Source organism: Pseudomonas mosselii, from assembly GCF_003205295.1.
GTDB classification, from domain to species: domain Bacteria; phylum Pseudomonadota; class Gammaproteobacteria; order Pseudomonadales; family Pseudomonadaceae; genus Aquipseudomonas; species Aquipseudomonas mosselii_B.
Map to the genome: position 1 here is coordinate 90,811 of NZ_QJRP01000003.1, position 19,596 is coordinate 110,406.

General features: G+C 64.1%; 15 protein-coding genes. 13 read left to right on the forward strand and 2 right to left on the reverse strand.

Translation table 11 applies throughout. From position 1 onward, the window contains the following. Positions 1-203: 203 nt before the first annotated feature. The 4 genes from DMX06_RS03970 (at position 204) to DMX06_RS03985 (ending at position 1,913) form a co-directional block, all read left to right on the forward strand. Positions 204-536 (forward strand): type II toxin-antitoxin system RelE/ParE family toxin, encoded by a 333-nt coding sequence (locus DMX06_RS03970; protein WP_110734804.1) that lies wholly within the window; start codon positions 204-206, stop codon positions 534-536. 49 nt (positions 537-585) lie between these two features. Then, complete coding sequence (locus DMX06_RS03975; protein ID WP_110734806.1) at positions 586-870, forward strand: helix-turn-helix domain-containing protein; 285 nt, start codon at positions 586-588, stop codon at positions 868-870. Positions 871-1,263: 393 nt separating this feature from the next. Beyond that, positions 1,264-1,506 (forward strand): hypothetical protein, encoded by a 243-nt coding sequence (locus DMX06_RS03980; RefSeq protein WP_110734808.1) that lies wholly within the window; start codon positions 1,264-1,266, stop codon positions 1,504-1,506. Positions 1,507-1,649: 143 nt separating this feature from the next. Continuing rightward, positions 1,650-1,913, forward strand: coding sequence for a DUF3077 domain-containing protein (locus DMX06_RS03985; protein ID WP_110734810.1), 264 nt, complete (start codon positions 1,650-1,652; stop codon positions 1,911-1,913). Positions 1,914-2,088: 175 nt separating this feature from the next. Here the strand turns inward: DMX06_RS03985 and putA are convergent, their stop codons facing one another. Then, complete coding sequence (gene putA / locus DMX06_RS03990; protein ID WP_110734812.1) at positions 2,089-6,039, reverse strand: trifunctional transcriptional regulator/proline dehydrogenase/L-glutamate gamma-semialdehyde dehydrogenase; 3,951 nt, start codon at positions 6,037-6,039, stop codon at positions 2,089-2,091. Between the two features lie 358 nt (positions 6,040-6,397). On the opposite strand from putA, the gene putP reads away from it, so the two are divergent. From putP to DMX06_RS04015, 5 genes are all read left to right on the forward strand, one after another. Then, complete coding sequence (gene putP / locus DMX06_RS03995; protein ID WP_110734814.1) at positions 6,398-7,876, forward strand: sodium/proline symporter PutP; 1,479 nt, start codon at positions 6,398-6,400, stop codon at positions 7,874-7,876. Between the two features lie 143 nt (positions 7,877-8,019). Continuing rightward, entirely contained in the window at positions 8,020-8,856 is an 837-nt protein-coding gene (locus DMX06_RS04000; RefSeq protein WP_110734816.1) for a 23S rRNA (adenine(2030)-N(6))-methyltransferase RlmJ, read from the forward strand. Between the two features lie 196 nt (positions 8,857-9,052). Continuing rightward, complete coding sequence (locus DMX06_RS04005) at positions 9,053-10,807, forward strand: carbamoyltransferase family protein (protein ID WP_110734818.1); 1,755 nt, start codon at positions 9,053-9,055, stop codon at positions 10,805-10,807. Beyond that, positions 10,794-11,696 (forward strand): glycosyltransferase family 2 protein, encoded by a 903-nt coding sequence (locus DMX06_RS04010; protein WP_110734820.1) that lies wholly within the window; start codon positions 10,794-10,796, stop codon positions 11,694-11,696. The genes DMX06_RS04005 and DMX06_RS04010 overlap by 14 nt, the downstream gene beginning before the upstream one ends. 39 nt (positions 11,697-11,735) lie before the next feature. Beyond that, a complete protein-coding gene (locus DMX06_RS04015; protein WP_258378802.1) occupies positions 11,736-13,184 on the forward strand; it encodes a hypothetical protein in 1,449 nt (482 codons plus the stop codon). A gap of 4 nt (positions 13,185-13,188) precedes the next feature. Here the strand turns inward: DMX06_RS04015 and DMX06_RS04020 are convergent, their stop codons facing one another. Next, positions 13,189-13,851, reverse strand: a complete 663-nt coding sequence (locus DMX06_RS04020) for a phosphotransferase (RefSeq protein WP_110734824.1) — start codon at positions 13,849-13,851, stop codon at positions 13,189-13,191. A gap of 125 nt (positions 13,852-13,976) precedes the next feature. On the opposite strand from DMX06_RS04020, the gene msbA reads away from it, so the two are divergent. The 4 genes from msbA (at position 13,977) to hldE (ending at position 19,573) form a co-directional block, all read left to right on the forward strand. Next, positions 13,977-15,794, forward strand: coding sequence for a lipid A export permease/ATP-binding protein MsbA (msbA, locus tag DMX06_RS04025; protein WP_110734826.1), 1,818 nt, complete (start codon positions 13,977-13,979; stop codon positions 15,792-15,794). Beyond that, complete coding sequence (locus DMX06_RS04030; RefSeq protein WP_110734828.1) at positions 15,788-16,684, forward strand: GNAT family N-acetyltransferase; 897 nt, start codon at positions 15,788-15,790, stop codon at positions 16,682-16,684. The genes msbA and DMX06_RS04030 overlap by 7 nt, the downstream gene beginning before the upstream one ends. Before the next feature lie 3 nt (positions 16,685-16,687). Then, complete coding sequence (locus DMX06_RS04035) at positions 16,688-18,088, forward strand: PIG-L deacetylase family protein (RefSeq protein ID WP_110734830.1); 1,401 nt, start codon at positions 16,688-16,690, stop codon at positions 18,086-18,088. A gap of 63 nt (positions 18,089-18,151) precedes the next feature. Next, positions 18,152-19,573: a bifunctional D-glycero-beta-D-manno-heptose-7-phosphate kinase/D-glycero-beta-D-manno-heptose 1-phosphate adenylyltransferase HldE gene (gene hldE, locus DMX06_RS04040; RefSeq protein WP_110734832.1), complete on the forward strand. Its 1,422-nt coding sequence runs from the start codon at positions 18,152-18,154 to the stop codon at positions 19,571-19,573. Positions 19,574-19,596: the final 23 nt, after the last annotated feature.

Consider the following 19,596-nt stretch of genomic DNA (forward strand, 5'->3'; position numbering starts at 1 on the left):
GTGATATCGGAGCAGAAGTTGCCATCGCCCAGGCCTCCTTGGGTTGCGCCGGGCGCTATGGACGTGGGTGTTACCCGTCGCAAAGCCTTGTCACGCAATTGCGCTTATATCGATATCGATATAGTTTTATCTTTGCCGCTCATGGAGAGCTTACGCCTCCGGTATGGACAAGCCAGGCGAATGCATTGGCGGGAGCGTGCAGGATGCATGATGGGCAAAAGCCAATCGAATGGATGGGTAGCAGCAAGCAGGACCTGCGGGACTTTCCGATTGTGGCAAGGCAGCGGGCCGGGTATCAGCTGGAGCTGATCCAGGACGGTGAGGCCCCCTTCGACTGGAAACCAATGGAAAGCGTTGGGCCTGGGACGCGGGAAATCCGCATCAAGTGTCAGGACGGGGCGTTTCGGGTGTTCTACGTCGTGAGTCGACCAGAAGCGGTTTATGTCCTGCACGCGTTTCGCAAGACGACCGAGAAGACGGAAAAGCGCGATATCGATCTGGCGAAAGCGCGATACAAATGGTTGGGTGCCTGCTGAGCTGGAGTCGACAGTGTTTGAACGAGATGGATGCACAGAGGGATTTGCGATGACAAACGAACGCTCCACTTCGGTATGGGATGCGCTGTTCGACTCACCGGAAGAGGCCGAGAACCTGCGGCTTCGGGCGAAGCTGATGAGGGTGTTGGCCAGGATTGTCCGGTCCTGGGATCTGCCGCAGAAAGACGCAGCACGGCGACTGCATCTGACTCAGCCACGCTTGAGTGACTTGCTCAATGGCAAGATAGACAAGTTCTCGCTGGATGCACTGGTGAATATTCTGGCGAACGCCGACCTGGAAGTTGACTTCACGGTGAAAAAGAAATCGGCCTGATGGCTGTTTTGGCCTCAAATTAATCGCAGCTTTCCAGTCGCACCTATGGCTCGAATGGCCGAGCCGCAGTGCGTTTCCTACGCAGATTCCAAGACTTTCCCTATTCCATGTAGTCCAATTTCCAAACATACTCCCAAGCCCTTTCAAGCCATTGCGGTGCTCCGGGTTGGCCTCTAGTCTCGGACGGTCGCTGCACAATCAGCGACCGGCTTTGACAGGCCGATTATCAAGAGCTTACTCAACGGCTTTGCCCTTTATGGCGGCTGTATGTGGGGCACTTCGCGTGCGCCGGGGTTTTGCTCTTGCTGACCGGTCTGTCAACCCATATACAGCTGCCACCTTCTTGTTTGACAGCAACGGGTGGTGGTCCCACTTGATCAGCAAGAGGTAGCTATGTTGAAGATTGTCCCCGATCCCCCCCACAACCCTCATTCCCTCGAAGACACCCTCATCCAGGCCACCGAGTACGCCCTGTGCGCCTTGACCGTGGCCCATCACGCCGTACAGCTCAAACCCAGGTCGCCGGCTGCCGTGTTGATGATGGCGTCGATGCATGAAATGGAATCGCTGCGTATGTTGCTCGAAGCGGCGTTGATCCAGGTGCAGATGCCGGCGCAGGCGCCCACATTGCACTAGGTCGCGTGCCTGGTCGGGCCCTTTCGCGGGTAAACCCGCTCCCACAGGTTCAGCTGTGCCTTGGAGCCAGCGCTGTCCCTGTGGGAGCGGGCTTGCCCGCGAAGAGGCCCGCACAGGCACCCACCATTTCAGGGAGAAAAACCATGACCACAGGCAACATCCCCACCACCGTCGGCAAGACCAAGTTCTACCAGGGCGAAGGCATGACCGACCCGCTGTTCTGCATCGAGCCCGGCATCCCCTGCCAGCACGCCCGCGACCAGGCCTCGGAGCTGATGGGCTGCGTACGCGACCTGACCATCACCGGGATCATGGAGGAAAAGCCCCAGTTGCTCTGGGCGTCGTATTACCTGAGCGCCCTGGCCAAGGCATTGATGGATGATGCCGAACTCGGCATGAAACACTGAGATTTGTGCAGTCAGTGCCGGCCTCTTCGCGGGTAAACCCGCTCCCACAGTGGTCACCTGTGCCTTAAGGCCCGCGCTGTACCTGTGGGAGCGGGTTTACCCGCGAAGAGGCCCGCGAGGGGCTAATAAAAAAGGAGAGCCTGAGCTCTCCTTTTCCGTTCAACGACTGTCAGCGTCAGCCGATGGTCATCAGGCTGGCGTTACCGCCCGCCGCCGCGGTGTTAACACTCACCGCCCGCTCGATCACCAGGCGTTCCAGGGCGATCTGGTGATCGCCGCTCGACAGCCCGTGCACGCCGACGATCGCGCCGGCACGCTTGGCCACCTGCTCGCAGACGCCGCGCAGCTGGTCGGAGTGACCGTGGTGGATGACCGCGTCGAAGGCCACCTCATCCTTGCTCCAGTCGGCCACCAGCTTGATCTTCGCTTGCAGCTCCTTCGGCAGACGGCCGCGCACGGTCTTGGCCGGCTCGCCGTCCTGGAACACCGCCGAGCTGCCCACGGCCAGTACCGCCGCCAGTTGGGCCAGCAGGTCGGCCTCGTTGTCGGCCAGGCACAGCACGTGTTCGCGTGGCAGCACGCTGTAGGTGTTGCGCTCGCCGGTCGGGCCTGGCAGCACGCGGGTGATGCCGCTCTGCGACTGCTCGGCGAACTGCTCGCACAGCGCGGCCAGGTCGCTCATCTGGCTGCTGGCCGCCCAGGTCTTGAGGGTGGTCAGCGGCTTGAGCTGCTGGTCGCGCAGGGTGGTGTCGGCCTGGCTGCGCGCATCGTCGGCCTGGAAGTGGCGGGCGATGGCGTCGGCCGGGCGGGTCGACAGCAGGCGGTACAGGTACAGCGGGCCGCCGGCTTTCGGGCCGGTGCCCGACAGGCCTTCACCACCGAACGGCTGCACGCCGACCACGGCACCGACGATGTTACGGTTGACGTACATGTTGCCGGCGTTGACGTTGTCCACCACCTTGGCGATGGTCTCGTCGATGCGGGTGTGCACGCCTAGGGTCAGGCCGTAGCCGGAGGCGTTGATCTGCTCGATCAGCTGGTCCAGGTCCTTGCGGTTGTAGCGCACCACGTGCAGCACCGGGCCGAAGATCTCGCGCTTGAGCTCGTCGAAGCTTTCCAGTTCGATCAGGGTCGGCATCACGAAGGTGCCGCGCTTGATCTCCTCGCCTTCGGCGATGGCTACCTGGTAGACGGTGCGGCCTTTGTCGCGCATGCCCTGGATGTGCTTCTCGATACCGGCCTTGGCTTCGGCGTCGATCACCGGGCCGATGTCCACGGACAGGCGCTCCGGGTTGCCCAGGCGGCTTTCGGCCATGGCGCCCTTGAGCATTTCGATCACGCGGTCGGCGGAGTCTTCCTGCAGGCACAGCACACGCAGGGCCGAGCAACGCTGGCCGGCGCTGTCGAAGGCCGAGGAGACCACGTCGATCACCACCTGCTCGGTCAGCGCCGAGGAGTCGACGATCATGGCGTTCTGGCCACCGGTCTCGGCGATCAGCGGGATCGGGCGGCCCTGGTTGTCCAGGCGACCGGCGATGTTGCGTTGCAGCAGGCGGGCGACCTCGGTGGAACCGGTGAACATCACGCCCTTGACGCGTTCGTCACCGACCAGGCCGGCACCGACGGTTTCACCCTGGCCTGGCAGCAGTTGCAGCACGCCTTCGGGGATGCCGGCTTCCAGCAGCAGGCGCACGGCCTGTGCGGCGACCAGCGGGGTTTGTTCGGCCGGCTTGGCCAGTACCGGGTTGCCGGCGGCCAGCGCCGCGGCCACCTGGCCGGAGAAGATCGCCAGCGGGAAGTTCCACGGGCTGATGCACACCACCGGACCCAGTGGGCGGCAGCTGTCGTTGCGCAGGTCGTTGCGTGCCTGCACCGCGTAGTAGCGCAGGAAGTCCACGGCTTCGCGCACTTCGGCGATGGCGTTGGCGTAGGTCTTGCCGGCTTCGCGCACCAGCAGGCCCATCAGCGGCTGGATGTCGGCTTCCATCAGGTCGGCGGCGCGTTCGAGGATCGCTGCGCGCTCGGCCGGCGGGGTGGCCTGCCAGATCGGCGCGGCGTTCAGCGCGCACTGGATGGCGTTGTCGACGTCGGCGACAGTGGCTTCCTGCACGTGGCCCACGACATCGCGGTGGTCGGCCGGGTTGAGCACCGGCGCGGCCGGCTGCTCGCTGGCGGCGCAGGCCAGCAGCGGGGTGGCTTTCCAGTCGTTGTGGGCGGTGGCAAGCAGGGCGCAGGACAGCGACGCCAGGCGGTGTTCGTTGGCCATGTCGATGCCGGCCGAGTTGGCCCGCTCGCTGCCGTACAGTTCACGCGGCATCGGGATGCGCGGGTGCGGCAGGCCGATGCTGCCTTCCTGGGTGCCCATGCGCTCGATGCTGGCAACCGGGTCGGCGACCAGTTCCTGGATGGAGATCGAGTGGTCGGCGATGCGGTTGACGAACGAGGTGTTGGCGCCGTTTTCCAGCAGGCGGCGGACCAGGTAGGCCAGCAGGGTCTCGTGGGTGCCGACCGGCGCGTACACGCGGCACGGACGGTTCAGCTTGCCTTCGGAAACCTTGCCCACGACTTGCTCGTACAGCGGTTCGCCCATGCCGTGCAGGCACTGGAACTCGTACTGGCCCGGGTAGTAGTTCTGCCCGGCGATGGTGTAGATGGCCGACAGGGTGTGGGCGTTGTGGGTGGCGAACTGCGGGTAGATGGCTTCTGGCACGGCCAGCAGCTTGCGCGCGCAGGCGACGTAGGACACGTCGGTGTACACCTTGCGGGTGTAGACCGGATAGCCTTCCAGGCCCTCGACCTGGGCGCGCTTGATCTCGCTGTCCCAGTAGGCGCCTTTCACCAGGCGGATCATCAGGCGGTGGCGGCTGCGCTTGGCCAGGTCGATGACGTAGTCGATCACGTACGGGCAGCGCTTCTGGTAGGCCTGGATGACGAAGCCGATGCCGTTCCAGCCGGCCAGCGACGGTTCGAAGCACAGGCGCTCGAGCAGGTCCAGCGACAGCTCCAGGCGGTCGGCTTCCTCGGCGTCGATGTTCAGGCCGATGTCGTACTGCTTGGCCAGCAGGGTCAGCGACAGCAGGCGCGGGTACAGCTCGCTCATCACGCGCTCGTACTGGGCGCGGCTGTAGCGCGGGTGCAGGGCCGAGAGCTTGATCGAGATGCCCGGGCCTTCATAGATGCCGCGGCCGTGCGAGGCCTTGCCGATCGAGTGGATCGCCTGCTCGTAGGAGGCCAGGTACTTCTGTGCGTCGTGCTCGGTCAGCGCGGCTTCGCCGAGCATGTCGTAGCTGTAGCGGAAGCCCTTGGCTTCGAACTTGCTGGCATTGGCCAGGGCCTCGGCGATGGTCTCGCCGGTGACGAACTGCTCGCCCATCAGGCGCATGGCCATGTCGACGCCCTTGCGGATCATCGGCTCGCCGCTCTTGCCGATGATGCGGGTGAGCGAGGAGGTCAGGCCGGATTCGTTGTGGGTGCTGACCAGCTTGCCGGTCAGCAGCAGGCCCCAGGTGGCGGCGTTGACGAACAGCGACGGGCTGTTGCCCAGGTGCGGCTGCCAGTTGCCGGTGCTGATCTTGTCGCGGATCAGCGCGTCACGGGTACCTTTGTCGGGGATGCGCAGCAGGGCTTCGGCCAGGCACATCAGCGCCACGCCTTCCTGGGACGACAGCGAGAACTCCTGCAGCAGGCCCTGGACGATGCCGGCACGGCCGCCTGCGCTCTTCTGGTTGCGCAGCTTGTCGGCCAGGCTTGCGGCCAGCTTGTTGGTGGCTTCGGCCTGGGCGGCCGGCAGGCGTGCCTGCTCCAGCAGCATCGGCACCACTTCCTGCTCGGGGCGGCGGTAGGCGGCAGTGATCGCCGAGCGCAGTACCGACTGCGGCAGGATGCTTTCGGCGAATTCCAGGAAGCACTGGTGGGCGTGGTCGGCGGCGACTTCACCGGCGTCATCGCCAGCGGTGGCATGGCCGTTGAGGTCGTTCAGGGTGGCGCCACCCTCGAGCTTCTCGAGATAGTTGAAGATCGCTTGCTTGATCAACCAGTGCGGCGTGCGGTCGATGGACTGCGCAGCTGCTTTGAGTCGCTCACGGGTCGGGTCGTCGAGTTTGACCCCAAGGGTGGTCGTCGCCATTTCTTATCCTCGTTATTGGTCACGGATGTGGCCTAAGCTGAAGGCAAGATTAGCCTGTAGGACAATTCGGGTGCAACCGGGTGCAACCCGAAATCTTCGCGGTACAGGTGCAACTCGTCTGAAGGCTGTTTCCTTACAGCCGAAACGGTCTTTTTTGCTGCTTTTGCTTATTTAAAACGCTGTGTTTGCTCCGAAAAGGAGCAAAAAAGGGGCTTTATCCGAAAAGCCATGGCTGGGTGCAACTTGCAAATGAAAAATGGTTGCACCTCGTTCATGTTGTTGCATAGGATTCGCCGCCTGGGTGCAACCGTCGCGTGCGGCGGTCGCAAGAGATAAAAACAACGCCAGGGCACAACTCATGGGCAATCCACTAACGATCACCTTCGTGGTCTACATTGCGGCAATGGTGCTGATCGGCTTCGCCGCCTATCGCTCCACCAAGAACCTTTCCGACTATATTCTCGGCGGCCGTAGTCTCGGCAGCGTGGTCACCGCGCTTTCCGCCGGCGCATCGGACATGAGCGGCTGGCTGTTGATGGGCCTGCCGGGCGCCATCTACTTCGCGGGCCTTTCCGAGGCCTGGATCGCCATCGGCCTGACCGTCGGCGCCTACCTGAACTGGCTGTTCGTCGCCGGCCGTCTGCGTGTGCAGACCGAGCACAACGGTGACGCCCTGACCCTGCCGGACTACTTCTCCAGCCGTTTCGAAGACCAGACCGGCCTGCTGCGGATCATTTCGGCGATCGTCATCCTGGTGTTCTTCACCATCTACTGCGCTTCCGGCATCGTCGCCGGCGCTCGCCTGTTCGAAAGCACCTTCGGCATGCCGTACGAAACCGCTCTGTGGGCCGGTGCCGCGGCGACTATCGCCTACACCTTCATCGGTGGTTTCCTGGCCGTTAGCTGGACCGATACCGTGCAGGCTTCGCTGATGATCTTCGCGCTGATCCTCACCCCGGTGATCGTGCTGATCTCCACTGGCGGCTTCGACCAGACCTTCGCTGCCATCGACGCGGTGAACCCGGCGCACTTCGACATGTTCAAGGGCGCGACCTTCATCGGCATCATCTCGCTGATGGGCTGGGGCCTTGGCTACTTCGGGCAGCCGCACATCCTGGCGCGCTTCATGGCCGCCGACTCGGTGAAGTCGATCGCCAACGCCCGTCGCATCTCCATGACCTGGATGATCCTGTGCCTGGCCGGTACCTGCGCGGTCGGCTTCTTCGGCATCGCCTACTTCTCGGCGCACCCTGACCTGGCAGGTCCGGTCACCGAAAACCACGAGCGCGTGTTCATCGAACTGGCCAAGATCCTGTTCAACCCGTGGATCGCCGGTATCCTGCTGTCGGCCATCCTGGCCGCGGTGATGAGCACCTTGAGCTGCCAGTTGCTGGTGTGCTCCAGTGCACTGACCGAGGACTTCTACAAGGCCTTCCTGCGCAAGAGCGCTTCGCAGAAGGAATTGGTCTGGGTCGGTCGCTTGATGGTCCTGGCTGTCGCGCTGATCGCCATTGCGATGGCCTCCAATCCGGAAAACCGTGTGCTGGGCCTGGTGGCCTACGCCTGGGCTGGCTTCGGTGCCGCCTTCGGTCCGGTGGTGCTGATCTCGGTGCTGTGGAAAGGCATGACCCGCAACGGCGCCCTGGCCGGTATCGTGGTCGGTGCGCTGACCGTGATCCTGTGGAAGAACTACGTGGACATGGGGCTGTACGAGATCATTCCGGGCTTCCTGTTCGCCAGCATCGCCATCTTCGTGGTGAGCAAGCTGGGCAGCCCGTCGAACAGCATGGTTTCGCGTTTTGAAACGGCTGATGCGGCGTATCACGCTGACAAATAACGCCTGCTGAATCGGCGTTATCCCTATCGCGGGGCAAGCCTGCTCCCACGTGTCCTCGGGCATTTGTGGGAGCGGGCTTGCCCCGCGATGCTTTTGTGTCTACTGCAAGGCAAGGTAAACTTGGCACCCCCGCAGGAGTCCTCATGAACTATCGTCACGCCTTCCACGCCGGCAATCACGCCGACGTCCTCAAGCACATCGTGCTCACCCGCCTCATCGCCCTGATGTCGCGCAAGGAGCAGCCGTTCGCCTATATCGATACCCACGCAGGGCTTGGCCTGTACGACCTGCAGGGCGATCAGGCGAGCCGTACCGGTGAGTACCTCGAAGGCGTCGCCCGCCTGTGGAATTGCGATGACCTGCCGGCCGTTACCGCTGACTATCTGGGTGTCATCAAGCGGCTGAACAAGAACGGCGAGCTGCGTTACTACCCAGGCTCCCCCGAGCTGGCCCGGCGTTTGATGCGTGAACAGGACCGTGCGCAGCTCAACGAGAAGCACCCTGAAGACGGGGCGCTGCTCAAGGAGAACATGAAGAAGGACCCGCGGGTCACCGTTCACCTGGGCGAAGGCTGGTACATCCCGCGGGCGCTTCTGCCGGTGCAGGAAAAGCGCGCCATCATGCTGATCGACCCGCCGTTCGAGCAGGCCGACGAGCTCAAGCGCTGCACCGTGGCCATGAAAGAGGCGATCGGTCGCATGCGCCAGACTGTCGCGGCGATCTGGTACCCGATCAAGGACCAACGCTCGCTGACGCGCTTCTACCAGGACCTGACCAGCACCGGCGCGCCGAAGTTGCTGCGGGTCGAGCTGTACGTGCATCACCAGGACAGCCCGCAGGGTCTGAACGGCTCGGGCCTGGCCATCGCCAACCCGCCGTGGGGCCTGGAAGATGAGCTCAAGACGCTGCTGCCGTGGCTGGCCAAGGAGCTGGCGCAGACCGCCGGCAGCTTCCGCATGGACTGGCTGATCGCCGAGTAACCTGGCGGCACATTACCCTCGTGGGAGCGGGCTTGCCCCGCGATGGCGCCGGTGGATCCGCCGCCATCGCGGGGCAAGCCCGCTCCCACGCGATTACATCGCGCCTGACCATCTTTGCGTTATAATCCCGCCCTTTAGCCGCCATCCGCCCGAATGGCCGTTGGCGCACTTCATACCGATTTGAGAGGCTAGACCCTTGGCACTGACGATTCTTGGCCTGTCCGGCGCCCTTAGCCATGACCCTTCCGCGGCCCTGTACATCGACGGCAAGCTGATTGCCGCCGCCGAAGAAGAGCGCTTCGTGCGTGACAAGCATGCGAAGAATCGCATGCCCTACGAGTCGGCGAAGTTCTGCCTGGAGCAGGCCGGCATCAAGCCGTCGGACGTCGACGTGGTGGCCATTCCGTTCGCCCCGATCAGCCTGTTCGGCAAGGCCCGCTGGCACTACGCCAAGCGTTACTGGTACGCACCGGACCGCGCCCTCGACGCGCTGCTGATGGGCAACCGTCGCTACAAGCGCTACCGCAAGAAGATCGTCTGGTGCCTGGAGCAACTGGGCTTCGATCCGAAGAAGATCAAGATCGAGCCGGTCGAGCACCACCTGGCCCACGCCTCCAGCGCCTACCACTGCTCGGGTTTCAAAGAGAAAACCGCGATCCTCGGTATCGACGGCAAGGGCGAGTACGCCACCACCTTCTTTGGCTACGGCGAAAACGGCAAGATCCACAAGATCAAGGAATTCTTCGATCCGGACTCGCTGGGTGGCCTGTATGGCGCGATCACCGAGTTCCTCGGCTTCGAAATGCTCGACGGCGAGTTCAAGGTCATGGGCATGGCGCCGTATGGCGACGCCAGCAAGTATGACTTCTCGCGCCTGGCCAGCTTCGAAAACGGCGAGTTGGTGATCAACACCGAATACGCCAACGTCATCGGCCTGCGCCGCTATAAAGAGAAGGGCAAGGGCTTCTACTTCTCGCCCAAGCTGATCGAGTGGCTGGGTCCGAAGCGCGAAGGCGACATCGCCGACGAGCCTTACATCCACTACGCCGCCAGCATGCAGGCGCTGTTCGAGAAGCTGGCCCTGCAGATGATCGACCATTACCTGGGCGACACGCTGAAAGAAACCGGCAAGCTGGCCTTCGCTGGCGGCTGCGCGTTGAACGTCAAGCTTAACCAGAAGATCATCGCCCGCGACGACGTCAAGGAGCTGTTCGTCCAGCCGGCGTCCGGCGACGCAGGTACGGCGGTGGGTGCCGCGGCCTACGTTTCCCACGCCCGTGGCGTGCCGGTCGAGAAGATGGAGCACGTCTACCTCGGCCCTGCGTACTCCAACGAAGACGTGATCGCCGCCTGTGCCCGTCACCCGAACCAGCCGGCATGGCGCAAGCTTGAAAACATGCCAGAGCAGATCGCCAAGATCATGGTCGATGGCAATCCGGTAGCTTGGTTCCAAGGCCGCATGGAGTTCGGTCCGCGCGCGTTGGGTGGTCGTTCGATCATCGGCTGTCCGAGCGTTGAAGGCGTGGCCGATCGCATCAACCACCAGATCAAGTTCCGCGAGCGCTGGAGACCTTTCTGCCCGTCGATGCTGGACACCGTCGCGCCGCAGATGATCAAGATCGATCACCCCGCGCCGTTCATGACTTTCACCTTCGAGGTCGCCGAAGAGTGGAAGACCCGCGTGCCGGAAGTGGTCCACGAGGATGGCACCTCGCGCGCCCAGGTGCTCAAGCGCGAGTACAACCCGCGCTACTACGACATGATGAAGGCGCTCGAAGACCTGACCGGCAACGGCGTGTCGCTGAACACCTCGCTGAACCGCCGCGGCGAACCGATGATCTGCTCGCCGACCGACGCCCTGAACATGTTCTTCGGCTCGGACCTGCAGTACCTGATCATGGAAGACATCCTGGTGGTCAAAGACGGTGCGCCGGCGTATGCCGACGCCTGAGGTACTGATCAGCCTGGTCATGCCGGCGTACAACTACGCGAAGCTGGTGCCGCGGGCACTGGATTCGGTGTTGTGCCAATGGGGGGATGACCTGGAACTGATCGTGGTCAACGACGGCTCCACGGACAACACCCTGGAGGTGTTGGCCGGTTATGCCTCCCGTTATCCGCAGTTGCAGGTGCTCGACCAGCCCAATGCGGGCGCTGCCGCCGCGCGCAACAAGGGTATCGCACACGCGCGCGGTGACTATGTACTGTTGCTGGACGCGGACGACGAGCTGACGGTGGACGCCATCGCCACGCTGCGCGAGGTGCTGGCTGCCAATCCGGGAGCAGGCCTGGTGCTGGGGGCGCAGATCTCGGTGTTCCCCGACGGCGAGGAGCGCGTGCGCCTGCCGACACCGGTGCCGCGTGCCGGGGCCTTGGCGCTGGCGCGCCGCTACTTGCTGGAAAAGCGCATTTCCATTTCGCACTGCTGCACGCTGTTTGCTCGTGATCTGCTGCTGCGCAGGCCCTATCCGCAGGGGTTGCGCAGCGGCGAGGATATTCCGGTGTTCGCCTACCTGCTGGTCAATGCCCAGGTGGCCCTGACCAACCGGCCTCTGGCGCGTATCCACAAGCATGCCGACAGCTTGCGTCACAGTCGTGAAAACGAAGAGGAATATGCCTTGGGCATGGTTCGCGAAGTGTTCGCCAGCCTGCCCGACGAATGCCAGGTGCTGCGTCGGCGCTACACGGCGCAGCGCTACCTGTCGCTGTTTCGCGCGGCGCTGCTGGCCGGTGACCGCCGCTCGGCGCGTCGTTTCTATGCCCAGGCCTTGCGCTTGAGCCCGTTGCAGGCGGCGCGCTGGACTTACCTGCGCAAGGCCGTCCGGCTGATCAAGGCCTGACCGATTTACAATTGAGTGCTGAACAGGATGGGGAGCGCGGTGGGTTCTTACGTTTCAAGGATGGTCGGTACCTACCCGGTACGACTGGCATTTATCGGCAGCTTGCTGCTCTCGTTGATCGCCGTCCTCGGCACCACTGCGCTGGGGCGTGACGCGGCGCTCTACATGAGTGTCGCCCAGCGCATCAGCAGCGAAGGCCCGCAGGTGGCCTGGCAGGCGTTCGACTGGCCGTGGTTCACGTTCCTGCTGTCCGCCACCCATGGCGTCACCCGGTTGCCGATGGAGTGGTGCGCCTACCTGTGGTGCGCGCTGTTCATGGCCGGCACCTGTGCGTTGCTGGTCGACTCGGTACGCCAGCGCGTGCCGGCCGCCGCCGGCTGGGCGTTGCTGGTGGTGCTGGCGATGCCGGCGGTCAATCAGTTTCGCAACGACATCATTCGCGAGTATGGCTTCTGGTTCTTCAGTGTGCTGGCGCTGTGGCTGGCCTTGCAATGGCAGCTGCGGGGCGGTTGGTTGCGCGCGGCCAGCATCCATGTGGCGATCGCCGGTGCCGTGCTGTTTCGCCTGGAGGCGCTGATGCTCGAAGGCGCCTTGGGCCTGTGGATGCTGTTTGGCCTGCGCGAGCGCGGCGGCCTGAAGGCATTCGTCCAGTTCATCTGCGTGCCGCTGATTGCTGGTATCGCGGCGGCCATGGTGCTGTTGGCCAAGGGTGGTCTGTCGTTGGGGCGAGTGGACTACTTCCTCGGCCTGGTCGACCCGCGCAAGGTGCTGACCGCTTTCCAGGCATTGGCGGAGCAGTTCGGTGACAGCCTCAAGCACAAGTATTCCCGCGACGAGGCGGGGCGAATCGTGTTCTTCGGCTTGCTGGCGGCCCTGGCCATCAAGTTCATTGCCTTGAGTGGGCCGTTCTGCCTGCCGTTCCTGCGGCGTGGCACCTGGCAGGCGCTGAGTACCTACCTGCGCGAGTTCCGGCCGTTTGCCTGGGCGGCGCTGATCTACAGCCTGGTGCTCTTGCTGTTCTTCATCGCCCAGCAGTTCATGAACGGTCGTTACCTGAGCTTCCTCAATCTCCTGGCGCTGCCGCTGCTGGCGGTGGGCGCGATGCTGTTTGCCCAGCGCTTCCCGCGGCTGGGCAAGGCGTTGGTGGCGGTGGCGCTGCTGGTCATGCTGGCCAATGTGATTTCCACCGGTGCCGGCAAGCCACATATCGTCGAGGCCGGGCGCTGGGTCGGTGCCAATGTCGATCCGCAAGCCAAGGTCTATTTCGAAGACAGCCGTGTCAGCTACTACGCGGGTCGCGGATACCCCACGTTGCCCGCGCGTGAGCAGCTGCTGGAGGGGCCGAAGGCGCAGCAGTACAGCTACTTCGTTTTCGAGGCCAAGCCAGACGAGCCCTGGCTCACGGCCTGGCTCGAGCAGCACCAGCTGCGCGTGCTGGCCAGTTTCTCCAATCGCAAGAAGGCGACCTTCGTGGTGATCGGTCGCTGACAGCTCAGTCAAGCAACTGGCGAAGGTTGTCCAGCAGGCGCGGGCGGGGTTTGTGCTGGCCCCGCTCCAGTTCCTGGCGATAGCCCTGCAGGAAGGTTGCGCCGCTATCCTCCCCCAGCAGCCACTGGCGGTCCTGGGGGTAGCGCAGCATATGGTGGAAGTTGCGCTCGCGCTGACTGTCGCGAAGTGCTTGGCGTTGGCTTTGCAGGTCGGCAATGTCGATCAGGCCCAGGTCGTTGTCGGGCGTCAGCACCACGTTGCCCAGGTGCAGCGAGCGGAAATAGACCCCGGCTTCATGCAGGCGCGCAACGAACCGTCCCAATTGCGCGCGCAGGGCCTGTGCCTGGGCCTGATCCCCCAGGCGCTGGCGCAGGGTGTCCCCCGGCAGCGGGCGGTAGTACACCGCGTCGCGGGCGATGCTGGCAATGCGGTAGATGGCCAGCACTTCGGGGCAGGGGATGCCCAACCCAGCCAAGGTCCGGGCATTGCGTTCGAAGCGCGCCGCATAGGGGAACAGCAGTGCCGAGCTGAGCAGGCGCTTGCGCCGGAACAGCTTGAGCATCAGGCCATCACGCAAGCGCAGCACCTTGTCGCCGGAGCCATCGGCTTCCAGCACCTGGGCGCCCTCGCGCAGGGCCAGGTAGGTGGGGTGATCCATTGCTTGCATGCGTAACCTCCGATCGACAGGCCGGCTATCTTAGCCGACTTGTCGCGGCATGGCCCGTGCTCGGCTTCATTGGCGAAAAACGCCCTGTGCTATGATCGGCTCCTCTTTTTCGTGTGCGGATTCCCATGAGCAGTCCTGAACCTCGCCCCCAGACCACATTGGCGATCTATTTCCGCCTGCTGACCTATGTGCGGCCCTACCTCGGGCTGTTTCTGCTCAGTATCGCCGGCTTCTTGCTGTTCGCCTCGACGCAGCCGATGCTGGCCTACATCCTCAAGTATTTCGTCGATGGCCTGGCCAATCCGGATGCGGTCCTGTTCCCCAACAATCCTTACCTGGGCGAGCTGCGCCTGCTGCAGGCGGTGCCATTGATGATCGTGGCCATCGCGGCCTGGCAGGGCGTTGGCTCCTACCTGGGCAACTACTTCCTGGCCCGGGTTTCGCTCGGTCTGGTGCATGACCTGCGGGTGGTGCTGTTCAACAAGTTGCTCGAGCTGCCCAACCGCTACTTCGACCAGCACAACTCCGGGCACTTGATTTCCCGCATCACCTTCAACGTGACCATGGTCACCGGCGCGGCCACCGATGCCATCAAGGTGGTGATCCGCGAGGGCATGACCGTGGTGTTCCTGTTCTGCACGTTGCTGTGGATGAACTGGAAACTGACCTTGGTGATGGTGGCGATCCTGCCGATCATCGCCCTGATGGTCAGCAGCACCAGCCGCAAGTTCCGCAAGCAGAGCAAGAAGATCCAGGTGTCGATGGGCGACGTGACCCACGTCGCGTCCGAGACCATCCACGGCTACCGCGTGGTGCGCAGCTTCGGTGGAGAAAGCTACGAGAAGGCGCGCTTCCAGCAGGCCAGCCAGAGCAACACCGAGAAGCAGTTGTCGATGACCAAGACCGGCGCGGTCTACACCCCGACCCTGCAACTGGTGACCTACAGCGCCATGGCGGTGGTCATGTTCCTGGTCCTGCTGCTGCGCGGCGAGGCTTCGGCGGGCGACCTGGTCGCCTACATCACCATGGCGGGCCTGTTGCCCAAGCCGATTCGCCAGTTGTCGGAAGTCAGCTCGACCATCCAGCGCGGGGTAGCCGGTGCCGAAAGCATCTTCGAGCAGCTCGACGAAGCCCCCGAAGTGGACAACGGCCACATCGAGCGTGAGCGCGTGCAGGGGCGCCTGGAAGTGCGCAACCTCAGCTTCGAATACCCCGGTACCGACAAGAAGGTGCTCGACGATATCAGCTTCGTCGTCGAGCCCGGGCAGATGGTGGCGCTGGTCGGGCGCTCGGGCAGCGGCAAGTCGACCCTGGCGGGGCTGATTCCGCGGTTCTATCAGCACGAGCAAGGCCAGATCCTGCTCGATGGCGACGAGGTGCAGGCATTCACCCTGCGCAACCTGCGTCGGCATATCGCCCTGGTGAGCCAGCAGGTCACCTTGTTCAACGATACCGTGACCAACAACATCGCCTATGGCGACCTGGCCGGCGCCCCCATCGAGGCGGTGCACAGGGCGGCCAGCGAGGCTTACGCCGACGAGTTCATCCGCAAGATGCCACAAGGCTATGACACCCTGGTGGGCGAGAACGGTGTGCTGCTGTCCGGTGGGCAGCGTCAGCGCCTGGCGATTGCCCGCGCGTTGCTCAAGGACGCGCCATTGCTGATCCTTGACGAGGCCACCTCGGCGCTCGATACCGAGTCCGAGCGGCATATCCAGGCTGCGCTCGACCACGTGGTGCAGAACCGCACCACCTTGGTGATCGCCCACCGTTTGTCGACCATCGAGAAGGCCGACCAGATCCTGGTCATGGAGGAGGGGCGCATTGTCGAGCGTGGTTCGCACAATGAGCTGCTGGCCCGAAACGGCCACTATGCCCGTCTGCATGCCCGTGAGTTCGAAGACGACGACGGTCAACCTGCACAAGCGGTCGATGCATGCTGAGTCTGTGGCGTCCATGGCGGGAGCGGGGCTGGCAGGAAATCGACCAGGCGCAGTACGCCAAGGCCTGGCACCAGTACGGTGGCAGTTTCGCCACGCACCCCGACGTGGTGGCGAGGTTGTCGGACTTCATCGGGCTGCCGGTGCGCTATCTTGGCTGGCACGTCGATGGCCAGTTGCTGGCTGCAATGCCGTGCTCCGGTCGTTACCTGGCGCTGGCCAAGGAAGTGCTCAAGCGCGAAGGCAAGCGTAACCTGCTGGACCTGGGGAACGCCGAAATCATCCTGCCGGTGGCCGAATCCGTGCAGGTCCCGGTGCGTCAGCGCGTACGCTATGTCTCGGAGCTCAACGCCGGGCGCATCGGTACCCTGCGCGATCAGCCCGAGGGGCTGGCACTGGCCCGCGAGCCCGAGGATTACTCGAAGAAGTTTCGCTACAACCAGCGCCGCGAGCTGCGCCTGCTCGAGGAGGCCGGCGGTGTGATGCGCCCCATGGCGGACTTCGAACCGGCCCAGCAGGCGGCCATGTACACCGAGTTGTTCGAGCGCCGCTGGGGCTTCGATGTGCCGGGCAAGCAAGGCCTGGTGGAAGTGTTCACCCTGCTGCGCGAGTTCATGACCGGCTCGGTGGCGCTGCTTGAGGACGTGCCGGTGGCGATCCAGGTGCTGTATCGGGTGGAGGCGCCGCAGTGGATCTCGCTGGAGTACACCAATGGCGGGGTCGATCCGCAGAGTCGTGACTTCAGTCCCGGCAGCGTGCTCAGCTTCGTCAATACGCAACAGGCGTGGGCCGATGCCCGGGCGGTGGGCAAACCGCTGCGCTATTCGTTTGGCCGCGCCGATCGCGAATACAAGGACCGCTGGTGCCGCACCGTGCCGGTCTATCAGGTCTGAACCATGAGTGCACGCAAACAGCTGCTGCTGAAGAAACACCGTCGCGCCAAGCGCATCACCCTGCTGGTGGCCCTGCTGGCGCTCCTGTTGGCAGGTGTCATCGTGGCGTGGTGGCTGGTGCCGCTGCTGCTGGTGCTGGGTTGGGTCGCCCACGAGGCATGGTTTGCCGACCACCTGTTCTACCGTGGCAGTGACGACTATCAGTACGTCTTCCCGGAGGATGCCGATACCCAGGCGGTGAGCATTGTCGCGGGGCAGGTGCGACTGTCGGCCGGGCTCGCCGAGGGCGAGACCCTGGTGCTGGCGGTACGCGTGCGCCACAGCTGGCTTGGGCGTTGGCTGGACCCGTTCGTCGAAGTGGGCGATGACCGCCAGGACTTCGAGCGGGGTGTGGCAGGGCTGCGTTACCTCAACCTGTCGGGGCAGCGCGAGCGCCTGGCCAGCGGCGAACTGTCGCTGCGTGGGCGGCGCTGCCGTCTGGCCGCGCAGGCGGTGCTGCATGTCATGCGCAGTCCGGACTACAGTCGCCAACGCACGTTGATCCTGGCGCCCCATGCCGATGATGCCGAACTGGCCGCGTTCGGTTTCTACAGCCGCTGCGCCGAAGTGGCCATCGTCACCCTGACCCAGGGTGAGATCGAGGCCGAAACCTATCAGCGCATGGGCCTGACAAAAGCTGCCGCCGCCCGGCTCAAGGGGCGCCTGCGCAGTTGGGACAGCCTGGCAGTTCCCCTGTGGGGAGGGGTTCGGCCCAGCCACTGCGTGCAACTGGGCTATTACTGCCTGCAGCTTCCGGCAATGGCCGCCCAGCCGGAGCAGGCATTCGGCTCCCGAGAGTCGGGTGAAAGTGATATTCGCAGTGTGCGCCAGCACAACCCGCTGATGCTGCCGGCCGACCAGGATGGCGCACCCACCTGGCACAACCTGGTCGCCGACCTGACGGCGCTGCTGGAGCATTACCGGCCCGAGGTGGTGATCACCCCGCACCCGGAGCTGGACCCCCACGGCGATCATGTCGCCACCACCCAGGCCATCTTCCAGGCCATCGCCCGCAGCAGCAGCAAGCCGGGCACTGCATTGCTCTACGCCAATCACCTGCACGACAACGACCGTTGGCCGATGGGTCCGGCGGGCATGGGTATCGCCTTGCCACCCGCGATCGAGCCGCTGCCCGCTGATCGTCTGTGGAGTCCGCTGCTGAGCGACGCGCAGCAACTGGACAAGGCCATGGCCCTTGGCATGCAGCACGACCTGCAGGGGCCGCTGCCGTTCAAGCGCCGCCTGCGTCGCTGGATCCAGCGGTGGTTTGCCGGCCGGCGCTGGCCGGCAAGCGGCGAAAACGAGTTTTTCCGCAAGGCGGTCCGCCGTCATGAGCTGTTCTGGGTACGACGGATCGGCAGTTGAAGTGGTGTCATCGGCCCTGTGCTAATATCCCGCCCTTGTTCACTTTTTCAATATGGGTTGCCCATGAAGTTGTCCATGCCGCGTTTCGATCAAGCCCCCGTATTGGTGGTCGGCGATGTCATGCTCGACCGCTACTGGCATGGCGGTACTTCACGTATTTCGCCTGAAGCGCCGGTGCCGGTGGTCAAGGTCGATCAGATCGAGGACCGCCCTGGCGGCGCGGCCAACGTGGCCTTGAACATCGCCGCCCTCGGCGCGCCCGCCGCGCTGGTCGGCGTCACCGGCCAGGACGAGGCTGCCGACAGCCTCGCCAACAGCCTGCACGCCGCCGGTGTGCGCTCGATCTTCCAGCGCATTGCCCACCAGCCGACCATCGTCAAGCTGCGGGTGATGAGCCGTCACCAGCAACTGCTGCGCATCGATTTCGAGGAGCCGTTCGCCACCGACCCGCTGTCGCTGGGTGCGGAGGTCGATACCCTGCTCGAGGGCGTCAAGGTGTTGGTGCTGTCCGACTACGGCAAGGGCGCGCTGAAGAACCATCAGGCGCTGATCCAGGCTGCGCGCGGCAAGGGCATCCCGGTGCTGGCCGACCCCAAGGGCAAGGATTTCTCGATCTACCGCGGTGCCAGCCTGATCACCCCGAACCTCAGCGAATTCGAGACCATCGTTGGCCGTTGCGCCGATGAAACCGAGCTGGTCGCCAAAGGCCTGAAGCTGCTCGACGAACTGGACCTGGGCGCGCTGCTGGTGACCCGAGGCGAGCATGGCATGACCCTGCTGCGCACCGGTCACCCGGCATTGCACTTGCCGGCCCGCGCCCGTGAGGTGTTCGATGTCACCGGTGCCGGCGATACGGTGATTTCCACCCTTGCCGCTGCCATTGCCGCGGGCGAGGACCTGCCGCATGCCGTCGCCCTGGCCAACCTGGCCGCCGGCATCGTGGTCGGCAAGCTGGGTACCGCCGCCATCAGCGCGCCTGAACTGCGTCGCGCCATCCAGCGTGAGGAGGGCTCGGAGCGGGGCGTGCTGGGCCTGGAGCAGCTGCTGCTGGCCATTGACGATGCCCGTGCGCACAACGAGAAGATCGTCTTCACCAATGGCTGCTTCGATATCCTCCACGCGGGCCACGTGACCTACCTGGAACAGGCTCGCGCCCAGGGCGACCGGTTGATCGTCGCCATCAACGACGATGCCTCGGTCAGTCGCCTGAAAGGCCCGGGTCGGCCGATCAACAGCGTCGACCGACGCATGGCCGTGCTGGCCGGCCTCGGTGCGGTGGACTGGGTCATCAGCTTCCCCGAGGACACGCCGGAGAACCTGCTGCGCCAGGTCAAGCCGGATGTGCTGGTCAAGGGTGGTGACTACGGTATCGACCAGGTGGTCGGCGCCGATATCGTCAAGGCCTATGGCGGCACGGTGAAGGTGCTGGGCCTGGTGGAGAACAGCTCGACCACGGCGATCGTCGAGAAGATCCGCAAGCACTGATACGCTGCAAGTCGCGGGGCAAG